Genomic DNA, 11,711 nt, shown 5'->3' on the forward strand with positions numbered 1-11,711 from the left:
GGTGGGCCGCCATGACCATCAGTGACCGGCTCGACGGCCGCCGCGCGCTGGTCACCGGAGCCAGCAGGGGCACCGGCGCCGCCATCGCCGACCGGCTCCGCGAGGCCGGCGCGATCGTGCTGGCCACCGCCCGCACCCGCCCGTCCGGCCAGGCCGGGCCGGACCTGTTCATCCCCGCCGACCTCACCACCGCCGAGGGCGTCGCCGCCGTCGTCGACCAGGTGCGGAACCGGTTCGGCACGCTGGACATCGTCGTGCACACCCTCGGCGGATCACAGGCCCCACCTGGTGGTTTCGCCGCCCTCACCGACCAGCACCGGGACCACGAGCTGCGTCTCAACCTGCTCGCCGCCGTCCGGCTGGATCGTGCCCTGCTGCCGGCGATGATCGACGCCGGCGGCGGGGCGGTGGTGCACGTGTCGTCCATCCAACGGCGAATGCCCCTGTACGAGGCGACCCTCGGCTACGCGGCGGCCAAGGCCGCGCTCACCACCTACAGCAAGGGCCTGGCCATCTCCCGCGGGCAGGCGCTGGAGCAGGTCATGGATTCCCTCGGCGGCATCCCACTCGGCCGCCCCACGCAGCCCACCGAGGTCGCCGAACTCGTTGCCTTCCTCGTGTCCGACCGTGCGGCCGCCATCACCGGCGCCGAGCACACCGTCGACGGCGGCACCGTGCCGACCGTCGGCTGATCATCCGCCCGGCCTGGCCCGCGGCACCCGGCGCCGCGGGCCAGGCCGGGGTTCAGGTGATCTGGACGCTGGGTGGATGTCCGTTCCAGGTGACGAAGCACGAGGACGTCCTGCCGTCGCGACTGAAGTCGACCCGCAGCCATCCCTCGGCCTGCCACGCCTGCACCTTCCAGCCGACGTCCGGCGTCGCGGACACCAGGCGGGCCGAGACGTCGGTGGTCTCGATCACCACTCGTCCGCCGTCAAGCTGGTAGCTCTGCGCGGTGGCTGTGGCTGTGGCGGCGGGTGCGGGGGCCGCGGGCGGCGGCGCGGCCACGGGGCCGGTTGACGGCGACGCTGCGGCCGGGTCCGGGAGGGCCGTTGCCCGCGGTCGCGACGTCGGCGGGGCGGATGCGCTGGGCAGCGCGGTCGACGACAGGGTGGACGTCGCCGACGGCACCGCCGTCCCAGCGGGCACCGCCGTCCCGGACGGCGCCACCGTCGCGGACGGCGACAGCCCCGGGGGCGGGTTGACCGACGGGAGCGGCGGGACGTCCGGCGGGTCGATGGCGACGGCTGACGACGGCGTGGCGAAGGTGTCGCCCGCGAGTACCCCGTTGACGGCGAACCAGGACAGGGTGACGGCCAGCGCGGTCGCGACCACCCAGGCGGCCAGGCGGAGCAGAGTCCAAGCCATAGCGGTGCGATATTGCCACATTCGCCCTGTTCAGGTATCGACGCATCGTCAGCTACCGACACGTCGTCAGCTACCGACACGTCGTCAGCTACCGACGCATCGTCAGCTACCGACACGTCGTACCGCCGCCGCCCGAGAGGAGCCACGCCGATGACTCCGCAGGCGACCGGGTAGCCGGGCGTGGCGACGATCCTGGTTGTCGAGGACGACCCGTACGTGCGTGCCGCGCTGGTGCGGCACCTGTCCAGCGCCGGGCACGCGGTGCGCAGCGTCGGCGCGGCGCTCGACGCGCTGCGCGAGGTGACGCAGGTCGGCTGCGACCTCGTCGTGCTCGACCTGGGCCTGCCCGATCTGGACGGCGCGGCCGCACTGCGGATGCTGCGCGGCGTCAGCGACGTCCCGGTGGTGGTCGCGACGGCCCGCGGGGACGAGCCGGCGATGGTCCGGCTGCTGCACAGCGGTGCCGACGACTACCTGGTGAAACCGTTCTCGCCGGAGCATCTCGACGCGCGCGTCACCGCCGTGCTGCGCCGCACGAGTCCGGCCGCCGCCACCGGCCGGGTACCGGCGTTCCGGGTGGGTGAGCTGGTGGTCGACCCCCGGCAACGCACGGCGGTGCTGGACGGGCGGGATCTCGACCTCACCCGGCGCGAGTTCGACCTGCTGGCCTACCTGGCCGCCCGCCCCGGCGACGTGGTGCCGCGCCGGGAGCTGCTGGCCGCCGTGTGGCAGCAGGCGTACGGCGGCGACCAGACGATCGACGTCCATCTGTCGTGGCTGCGCCGCAAGCTCGGGGAGACCGCCGCCCGGCCGAAGTACCTCCACACGGTGCGTGGCGTCGGAGTCAAGCTCGAGGCGCCTCGGCCGTGAGTCGGCCGACGGCACGATGCGGGCTCGGCAATGGCCAGGCGAGGGCGAGATGAGGGCACGGTGAGGGCACGGGTGAGAGCGCGATGAGGTGGGCGCTCGCCAAGGTGTCGATCGCGGTGACCACGATGGTGGCGCTGGCCTTCCTCGTCCCGCTGGTGCTGACGGTCCAGCGGACGGCGCACGACCGGGCGTTCACCGACGCCGAGCGCCAGGCCGCCGAGCTCGGGCCGGCGCTGGCGATCACCACTGACCAGGCGGCGCTGGGCCGGGCCCTCGCCAGCACGCGCGGCGGGGCGGAAGGACTGGTCGCGGTGCACGTGCCGGCACCCGCCCAGCCTTCGGCGCTGGTTGCCGTCGGGCGGTCGCGGGCCGGGGCGGCGGAGCTGGCCGCGGTGGCGGGTGCCGGTAGTTCCTCGGTGGTGGCGGTGCCGGGCGGATCCGTCCTGCTGCGGCCGGTCGCGGTCGCCGACGCGCGGATCGCGGTGATCGAGGTGTTCGTGCCCGAGGCCGAGCTCGGCCGGGGCGTGGCGAGGGCGTGCCTGGTCCTCGGGGGTGTCGCCGCGGCGCTGGTGCTGGCCTCGGTGCTGGTCGCGGACCGGCTGGGCACCCGCATCGTGCGGTCGGCGCGCGGGCTCGCCGGCGCCGCCCGGGAACTGGGCTCGGGTGACCTGACCGCCCGGGCGCTCGGTGACGAGCAGGTGGCGGCGCAGCGCTGCGACGCGGCCGACGTCGTGCGCGACCGCGCCGACTTCTGGTCCGCGCTGGCCGAGGACCAGGGGCGCGGGTGGGCGGTGTCCGGCGTCGATCGGCCGGCGCCGGTGCCGGTGGCGCACGCCGAGCTGGCGACCGCGCTGGACGCGTTGCTCGGCAACGTGTTCCGGCACACCGCCGAGGGTGTGGCGTTCGCGGTCGAGCTGCGGCTGACCGACCACGCCGTCTGGGTGCGCGTGCTCGACGCCGGCCCGGGGGTCGTCGACCCCGCGGCGGCGCTGCGCCGGGGCGGCGGGGCCGGGGGCGCGGGCTCGACCGGGCTGGGGCTGGACATCGCCCGGCGGGTGGCCGAGTCGACCGGCGGTGAGCTGACGATCGGCCGGTCCCAGCTCGGTGGCGCCGAGGTGCGGATGCGCCTGCGCACGTCGTCCACCCGCCCGCCGGACGGCCGTGGACGCCGCCTGCGCCACCGCCGTGGCTTCCGGGCCCGCAATCGGGGTGCATCCCTAAGCGGGTCTTAAGAGCGTTTCTGCGCTGCCTCAGCAGGGCCGGTCGGCGGCGCGCCCGCAACTAGCGTCCTGCCGCAATTCGCCATTGCGGGAGGTATGTACGCCATGTCGTCTTTGCGAGGTCGGCACCGACGCCGTCGTCGTCAGATCATTTCGGGTACCGCGGCCCTGCTCACCCTTGGCGGTGCGGTCGGCCTGGCCGTGGTGGTGCCCGGCACAGCGGACGCCGCCGGCCTCGACGCCGCGTACAGCCGCACCAGCGACTGGGGCACCGGCTACTCCGCCCAGTATCAGGTCACCAACTCCGCGGACTCGCCGGACGGCTTCACTCTCGAGTTCGACCTGCCGGACGGCGCGACCCTCACCTCGCTGTGGAACGCCGCCTACCAGGTGGACGGCCGGCACGTGACCGTCACCCCGCCGGCCTGGCAGACCACACTCGCGCCACGGGAGTCGGTCGACGTCGGCTTCGTCATCGCCGCTCCGGGCGGCGCTCCGACGAGCACCCCGAGCACCCCGAGCATGCCGACCACGCCGCCCGTTTCGACCACCGCGCCGCCGGCACCGCCGTCCCCATCGGCACCGCCGTCGAACGGCTCCGGCGGCTCCGGCGGGTTCGCGCCGTACGTCGACACCTCGCTGTACCCGCCGTTCGACCTGGTCGCGGCGGCGCGGACCGCCGGCCTGCGTGACGTCACGCTGGCCTTCGTCGTGGCCGGTGGAGGCGGCTGTACGCCGAAGTGGGGCGGGGTCAGCGACCTCACCATGGACGGCGTGCCCGGCCAGATCGGCCGGTTCCGTGAGCTGGGCGGCGACGTCCGGGTGTCGTTCGGCGGGGCGTCCGGCACCGAGCTCGCCAGTGCCTGCGGCAGCGCGGGCGACCTCGCGGCCGCGTACCGCAAGGTGGTCGACGTCTACGGGGTGACCCGCCTCGACTTCGACGTCGAGGGCGGCGCATTGCCGGACGCCGCCGCGAACACCCGGCGCGCCCAGGCGATCGCCCGGCTTCAGCAGGAGGCCGCGGCCGGGGGCCGGCCGCTGGAGGTCTCGTTCACGCTGCCGGTGCTGCCGTCCGGCCTGACCCAGGCCGGCGTGGACCTGCTGGCCAACGCCCGGGAGAACGGCGTGACGGTGAACGCCGTCAACATCATGGCGATGGACTACGGCGACGGCGCCGCGCCGAACCCGGCGGGCCGGATGGGCCAGTACGCCATCGACGCCGCCACCGCGACCCAGGCCCAGGTCAAGGGCGTGTTCGAGCTGTCCGACGCGCAGGCGTGGGGGCGGGTGGCCGTCACCCCGATGATCGGTGTGAACGACGTCGCCAGCGAGGTGTTCACCCTGGCCGACGCGCGGCAGCTGGTGCGGTTCGCGTCCCAGATCGACCTCGCCTGGCTGTCGATGTGGTCGCTGACCCGCGACCAGCCCTGCCCCGGCGGGCCGGTGCCGTACGCGCAGCCGACCTGCGGCGGCATCGAGGCGCAGCCGTTCGATTTCACCCGCGCCTTCAACGCCGCCCAGTGAGAAGCCGCCCGGTGAGAAGCCGCCCAGTGAAGGGGACCGCCATGCCGAACCGCCGCACGTTCCTGTTGGCGGCCTCCGCCGCCGTCGCGGGTACCGCCGGAGGCGCCGCGTGGGCCGCCGCCGGCAGCCGGGAGCACGCCGCGCTCGCTGCCGGCGCGGGCAACGCGGCGCTCCAGCACCCGGCCGGCTGGGTGCGCGCCGACCCCAGCTTCGGCGTGGTGCACGACTTCGTCGAGTTCACCCACAACGACGCCGGCATGTTCTGCAACACCACGGCGGTCGACATGTTCAGCGTGCCGATGGCCATCGGGCTGCGCGGCAGCGCCGACCAGACGACCGGACGGCTGGCGCCGGGCGGCCGGGCCGCCGTCTTCGACGCGATGCGGGCACACCCGGTGTTCGCCCCGCTGGTCGTCGACGACGCCGGCGGGGAGGGCACCCGGGTGATCGCGCCGGGCCACGGCCTGGAGGCCGGCATCTTCCCCGCCACCTACTTCGACGGCTACATCGACGCGGTGTGGAACCAGTACACGTCGCGCCAGCTCACGGTGGACGTCGGGACGGGCACCCGGGTCGGCACGGTGAACGGCGGCCTGCTGCGCTTCGACGGCGGGGTCGCGCCGTTCGTCCGGCCGAGCACCCGCGACGTCCTGTTCTGCGACGGCGCGCTCGCGGCGCCGAACGACGGCGTCACCGGGCCGGTGGCCGCCGTACTGGGAGCCGGCTTCAACCGTTCGACGCTGCTCACCCAGCCAGCCCAGCCGGCGACCGAACCCGCGGGCTTCTACCGCGACCCGACGACCAACCACTACGCCCGGGTCCTGCACGAGCACAGCGCGGACGGCCGAGCGTACGGATTCGCCTTCGACGACGTCGCCGGCTTCGCCTCCTACATCCAGGACACCGCGCCGACGTCCGCCACCCTGTGGCTCACGCCCTTCTGACCGCCGACGGCCGTCGCCGGCAGCCCGGGTGGACGGTCCTCGTAGCCTGAGTCCGGAAATCCGTGGGACCAGTCGATACGGATGGCTGGCCGCGGCGCGGGAGGAGGCGGGTGGGAATGGTCGTGCGGGTGCCCGTGATCGCGCTGACCGGATACCTGGGTGCCGGCAAGACGACGGTGCTCAACCACCTGCTCCAGGCCCCTGGGGCACGCCTTGGGGTCGTGGTCAACGACTTCGGGGCGATCAACGTGGACGCCGCGCTGGTCTCCGGTCAGGTGGACCAGCCGGCCTCGATCGCGGGCGGCTGCCTGTGCTGCCTGCCGGACACGGACGGCCTGGACCAGGCGCTGGAGAAGCTGAGCCATCCCCGGCTGCGGCTGGACGCGGTGATCGTGGAGGCCAGCGGCGTCGCCGACCCGCCGGCGCTGGCCAGGCTCATCCGGTTCAGCGGTGTGGACCGCGTGCGCCCCGGCGGTCTCGTCGACGTGATCGACGCCCCCGCCTACTTCGACACCGTCGACACGGGCGGGCTGCCGCCGGCCCGGTTCGCGTCCGCCTCGCTCGTCGTCATCAACAAGACCGACCGGATCCCGCCGGCGCGGCGTGCCGAGACGTTGGCGCGGATCACCGGCCGGGTGCGCGAGAGCAACCCGCACGCCCACGTCGTCGACACGACGCACGGCCGCGTCGACCCGGTGCTCGTGTTCGACGCCGCGAACCCGTACGACCCGGTCGACGAGCTCCCGCTCGCGGCCCTGGCCCGGCACGACCACGACCACGAGGACGGTCACGACCCGCACCCGCGGGTCGACGCGGTGACCGTTCCCGCCGCCGGTCCGATCGATCCCGGCCCGCTGGTCGACCTGCTCGAGGATCCCCCCGCGAACGTCTACCGGCTCAAGGGCACCGTGACCGTGGAGACGGCGCGGGGACCGCGCGGCTATGTGGTCAACGTCGTCGGACGGGAGATCAATGTCGCGACCAGGCCCGGCGCTGTCAGGCCCGGCGCTGTCAGGCCCGCGGCGGACGATGCCAGCGGTCTGGTCGCGATCGGCATGCGTCTCGACCAGGCCGCCGTCCGCGCCCGTCTCGAGGCGGCCCTCCAGCCGTGCCCTGGTCGCCCCGCCGCGGACGGGGTCCGCCGCCTCGCCCGCTACCGGCGCCTGAGCACCTGAGCACCTGGGCGGGCCGCTCCCTGGGATGTCCCAGGGCGTCCTATGAGAAGGCCTTCACCTGTGGAAGTACCTCCCCAGCCAGCATGCTCACCTGCTCGAGGTAGCCCTCGCCCTGATCGGCCGGCGCCAGGACGAGCTCGGTGCAGCCGGCCGCCCAGTAGCGGTGCAGCTGCTCGACAACCTCGCCCGGCCGACCGGCGGCGAACAGCCGCGCCGGGAACCCGGCCTCGGAGTCGGTGATCTTCGCCCACGCGGCCGCGGCGCTCACGGCGGCACCACCCGACGGATCCACGTGTACCGGGACGAGCATTCCAGTCGTGAAAGGGACCTCGACCCGCCCCAGCTTCTCCCGATGCTCGAGCAGAAAGGCCCGGCGCCGCGCGAAGCTGTCGGGGGCGAGGAGATAACCGATCCAGCCGTCTCCGTACGTCGCCGCCCGACGCAGCGACACCTCTTTCCAGCCCGCGAGAAGGAACGGGACGTCCGGCGCGCCCGGCGCGATTGTCACGTCCGGACGCTGCGCGCCCGATCTCAGCAGCGACTGCACCTGGCCGAGAACCGACTCCATGCGACGTCCGCGCTCCGGCAGCGCGACACCCGCCACCTCGAACTCGCCGGGGTATTCGCCCCCTACGCCGACTCCGACGCGCAGGCGGCCCGGAGCGAACGCCGCCAGTGTTCCGAGCTGTTTCGCCAGGGCCACGGGATTCCGCAGGCCCATGAGCATCACGCACGGCCCGAACGAGACCCGCTCGGTCCGCGCCGCCACGACGGAAAGGGTGACGACCGACTCCAGCATCGGATGCGGGTGCAGCAGGTGGTCGCCGATGTAGACGCCGTCGAAACCGGCCGCCTCCGCCCGCCGGGCCGCCTCGACCACCCGCGCGGTGTCGACCGCGCCCGTGCCCGGGTTCGCCACCGTGGGAAGCATCAGCCCCACCGCCGGGCCGGTGGTCGTCACCGGCTCACCGGCCGTTGCCGAGCAGCGGTGGGAGTGGGCGAGCCGAGGGCCGGGCTACGCGGCGGATCGGGCCACAGGACCTCCTCGCGGACCGCGACGAACCAGGACTCCCGGACCAGGTCGTCCTCGTTCCCGGCAAGGTTCTCCGCGAACCACGCGATCCGCGCGCGCAGGTCGTCGAGATTGTCGAAATAGACCTCGTTCACGGCGTCGTACGGCCAGTCGCCCACGTCCCGCGGCAACGGATGGTTCTGCATATATGCCTGCCCGCGGGCCACCGGGGGAATCGGCACCGCCCCGACCAGGCCCGCGCGATTCCGCCAACGGTCGAAGAACTCCGCCTGGGTGAGGCCCGCCGCGCGCGTCGCGAGAGCCATGTGCTTCAGGCTCTCACCACCGTCCCGCCACCGCCGCGAAAGCCATTCCTCACCGCGCATCACGTGCTCGCTGGCCACCACAATTCCGCTGGCATCCCGTTCAACCGCGCGGCCGAGCAGTTCGTCGACCACTGCGCCCTCCGGTGACGCCAGCCATGACTCGAACCGCTTCAGGTGCTCCTCGTCGTCGAACCACTCCTGGCCGACGGCGTGATGACGCGGTTCGGGCGTGACCTCGTCCAGCACGATTCCCGCGGTTACCCGGGAGGGCCGGACGTCCGGCGGTGCGGCCGCGGCGGCACCCATGGCGGCGCGCCAGGCGGGCACGAAGTCGTCCGGTGCGCACCCCCGGGTGACCAGTAATATCCGCTTGATCATTACTCTCCTATAGCTGGCCAACCGAGCCGCGGGATCGACCACTTCACCCGGCACCCAGCCCTCCTGCCCGCCGCCCGCCGACGCCCGAACCGGTGACCAGCCTCGTTCGGATGCAGGCGAGGAGCTCGTCGACGTCGACGGGCTTGGTGATGTAGTCGGTCGCGCCGGCGTCGAGGCACTTCTGCCGGTCGTCGGGCATGGCCTTCGCGGTGACGGCGATGATCGGCAGATCCGCGATCCGCGGCATGGTGCGGATCGCGGTCATGGTCGTGTAGCCGTCCATCTCGGGCATCATGATGTCCATCAGGACCAGGTCGATGCTCGGATCGGACTGCAGCATCTCGATGCCCCGGCGACCGTTCTCGGCGTGGATCACGTTCAGCCCGTAGAGCTCGAGGATGCTGGTGATGGCGAAGACGTTGCGCACGTCGTCATCCACCACCAGCACCGTGCGCCCGGTCAGCTGGTCGTTGTTGTAGGCCGCCTGCCGCGGCGGACGCCGGTCGTCCGCGGGCGACGCGGGGGCGGCGAGGGCGGACGGCGCGCCGACGGGGCGCGGGTCGCCTGACGAAGGCTCGGTGTCGCTCAGGGCCTGCGTGCGGCGGGGCCGAGGAACCATCTCGGGCTCAGTCGGCGGCGGGGGAGCCAGCGGCAGCCGCAGGCTGAAGGTGCTGCCCCTGCCGAACTCGCTGCGGGCCTCGATCTCGCCGCCGAGGAGGGCGGCGACCTCACGGCAGATGGACAGGCCGAGGCCGGTGCCGCCGTAGCGGCGGCTGGTGGTGCCGTCGCCCTGCTGGAACGCCCCGAAGATGCGTTCGAGGTTCTCCTCGGCGATACCGACGCCGGTATCGGTGACCTTGAAGGTGACGCCGGGGGTGGCCGGTGACGGGTCGCCGCCCGGGGTGGTGACGATGGCGAGTTCGACGCTGCCGCGCTCGGTGAACTTCACCGCGTTGGAGAGCAGGTTGCGCAGCACCTGCGCGAGGCGGTGCTGATCGGTGAGGAGATCGGCCGGTATGCCGGGGGCGAGATCCACGGTGAACCGCAGGCCCTTCTCCGCGGTGATCGGCGAGAAGGTGCTCTTCATGTCCTCGGCGAGATCACGCAGAACGACCCGTTCCAGGTGGATGTCCATCTTCCCGGCCTCGACCTTGGAGAGGTCGAGAATATCGTTGATCAGCTGAAGGAGATCCGAGCCGGCGGTGTGGATGACGTGGGCGTACTCCACCTGCTTGGCGGTGAGGTTGCGGCTCGGGTTCTGCGCCAGCAGGCGGGCGAGAATCAGCAGGCTGTTCAGTGGTGTGCGCAGCTCGTGCGACATGTTCGCCAGGAACTCGGACTTGTACTTGGAGGCGAGCGCCAGCTGCCGGGCGCGTTCCTCCAGCTCCTGGCGGGCCCGTTCGATCTCGGCGTTCTTGACCTCGATGTCGTGGTTCTGTCTGGCCAGCAGGGTGGCCTTCTCCTCCAGCTCCGCGTTGGAGAGCTGGAGGTCTTCCTGGCGGGACTGCAGCTCCTCGGACCGGGCCTGCAGCTCGCCCGCGAGCCGCTGGGACTCCTCGAGCAGCGCGTCCGTCCGCGAGTTCGCGATGATCGTGTTGACGTTGACGCCGATCGTCTCCGTCAGCTGGTTCAGCAGGTCGAGGTGGACCTGGGTGAACGGGGTGAAGGAGGCGAGCTCGACGACGCCGAGCACCTGGTCCTCGAACAGGATCGGCAGCACGATCAGCGTCACCGGGGTCGCCTCGCCGAGGCTGGAGGCGATCTTCAGGTAGTCGGCGGGGGTGCGGGCCACGATGGACCGTTTCGTCCGCGCCGCCTGCCCGACGAGCGACTGGCCGAACTCGAACCTGCGCGGCATGTCGGGGGTGGGCCGGTACCCGTAGCTCGCGATGAGGGTGAGCGCCGGGGCGTCCACGCCGGCGTCGGCGAGGAAGAAGGTGCCGTGCTGCGCGTCGAGCATCGGGGTCAGCTCGTCGATGACCAGCTGCGCGACGGTCTCCAGCTCGCGGTGGCCCTGCATGAGTCCGGCGATGTGGGCGAGGCTGGTCTTCAGCCAGTCCTGTTCGTGGTTGGCGCGGGTGGTCTCGCGCAGGGAGCGGACCATCGCGTTGATGTTGTCCTTGAGCTCGGCGACCTCGCCCTGTGCGTCGACCGTGATCGACCTGGTCAGGTCGCCGGTGGCGACCGCGCTGGTGACGGCGGCGATGGCCCGGACCTGGCGGGTGAGGTTCCCGGCGAGCTCGTTGACGTTCTCGGTCAGGCGCTTCCAGGTGCCGGAGAGTCCCTCGACCTCCGCCTGGCCGCCGAGGCGGCCGTCGGTGCCGACCTCGCGGGCGACCCGGGTGACCTCGTCCGCGAACGAGGAGAGCTGGTCCACCATCGTATTGATGGTCGTTTTCAGTTCGAGGATCTCACCGCGGGCGTCGACGTCGATCTTCCTGGTCAGGTCACCGCGGGCGACGGCCGTGGTGACCTGGGCGATGTTGCGCACCTGGCTGGTGAGGTTGTTCGCCATGAAGTTGACGTTGTCGGTCAGGTCCTTCCAGGTGCCGGAGACGCCCTTGACGCTCGCCTGGCCGCCGAGGCGGCCGTCGGTGCCGACCTCGCGGGCGACCCGGGTGACCTCGTCCGCGAAGGCGCCGAGGGTGTCGACCATGGTGTTGATGGTGGAGGCGAGCGCCGCGACCTCACCCTTCGCCTCCACCGTGATCTTCTGCGAGAGATCACCCCGGGCGACGCCGGTGGCCACCTGGGCGATGGAGCGCACCTGGGCGGTCAGGTTCGAGGCCATCACGTTCACGTTGTCGGTCAGGTCCTTCCAGGTCCCCGACACACCGCGGACGTTGGCCTGGCCGCCGAGATTGCCCTGGGTGCCGACCTCGCGGGCCACCCGG

The 11,711-nt window shown here is 72.6% G+C and carries 10 protein-coding genes; 6 read left to right on the forward strand and 4 right to left on the reverse strand.

The features are described 5' to 3' along the window. The first annotated feature begins 11 nt into the window (after positions 1-11). Positions 12-692, forward strand: a complete 681-nt coding sequence (locus tag AC559T_RS30405; protein WP_498870885.1) for an SDR family oxidoreductase — start codon at positions 12-14, stop codon at positions 690-692. Positions 693-744: 52 nt separating this feature from the next. Here AC559T_RS30405 and AC559T_RS30410 read toward each other — a convergent pair whose 3' ends face one another. Beyond that, entirely contained in the window at positions 745-1,368 is a 624-nt protein-coding gene (locus tag AC559T_RS30410; protein ID WP_498870886.1) for a hypothetical protein, read from the reverse strand. 180 nt (positions 1,369-1,548) lie between these two features. Here AC559T_RS30410 and AC559T_RS30415 point away from each other — a divergent pair, with 180 nt between their 5' ends. From AC559T_RS30415 to AC559T_RS30435, 5 genes are all read left to right on the forward strand, one after another. Then, a complete protein-coding gene (locus AC559T_RS30415) occupies positions 1,549-2,238 on the forward strand; it encodes a response regulator transcription factor (protein ID WP_020464384.1) in 690 nt (229 codons plus the stop codon). An 83-nt stretch (positions 2,239-2,321) separates the two neighbouring features. Next, positions 2,322-3,470 (forward strand): ATP-binding protein, encoded by a 1,149-nt coding sequence (locus AC559T_RS30420; protein WP_498870887.1) that lies wholly within the window; start codon positions 2,322-2,324, stop codon positions 3,468-3,470. 93 nt (positions 3,471-3,563) lie between these two features. Then, entirely contained in the window at positions 3,564-4,982 is a 1,419-nt protein-coding gene (locus AC559T_RS30425) for a glycoside hydrolase family 18 protein (protein ID WP_498870888.1), read from the forward strand. A 26-nt stretch (positions 4,983-5,008) separates the two neighbouring features. Then, positions 5,009-5,926 (forward strand): beta-1,3-glucanase family protein, encoded by a 918-nt coding sequence (locus AC559T_RS30430; RefSeq protein ID WP_498870889.1) that lies wholly within the window; start codon positions 5,009-5,011, stop codon positions 5,924-5,926. Between the two features lie 116 nt (positions 5,927-6,042). Then, positions 6,043-7,101, forward strand: coding sequence for a CobW family GTP-binding protein (locus AC559T_RS30435; protein WP_498870892.1), 1,059 nt, complete (start codon positions 6,043-6,045; stop codon positions 7,099-7,101). A 40-nt stretch (positions 7,102-7,141) separates the two neighbouring features. On the opposite strand, the gene AC559T_RS30440 is transcribed toward AC559T_RS30435, so the two are convergent. The 3 genes from AC559T_RS30440 to AC559T_RS30450 form a co-directional block, all read right to left on the reverse strand. After that, the gene (locus tag AC559T_RS30440; protein WP_131626234.1) at positions 7,142-8,062 is read right to left on the reverse strand and encodes an LLM class flavin-dependent oxidoreductase; all 921 of its coding nucleotides are present in this window, start codon (positions 8,060-8,062) and stop codon (positions 7,142-7,144) included. After that, positions 8,059-8,871, reverse strand: coding sequence for an EthD domain-containing protein (locus tag AC559T_RS30445; protein ID WP_498870890.1), 813 nt, complete (start codon positions 8,869-8,871; stop codon positions 8,059-8,061). Before AC559T_RS30445 ends, AC559T_RS30440 begins: the two co-directional genes overlap by 4 nt. Beyond that, a partial coding sequence (locus AC559T_RS30450) for a HAMP domain-containing protein (RefSeq protein ID WP_498870891.1) occupies positions 8,861-11,711 on the reverse strand: 2,851 nt, incomplete at its 5' end. The genes AC559T_RS30450 and AC559T_RS30445, both read right to left, overlap by 11 nt.

This window comes from Frankia sp. Hr75.2 (assembly GCF_949319125.1).
In the GTDB taxonomy this organism is placed as follows: domain Bacteria; phylum Actinomycetota; class Actinomycetes; order Frankiales; family Frankiaceae; genus Parafrankia; species Parafrankia soli.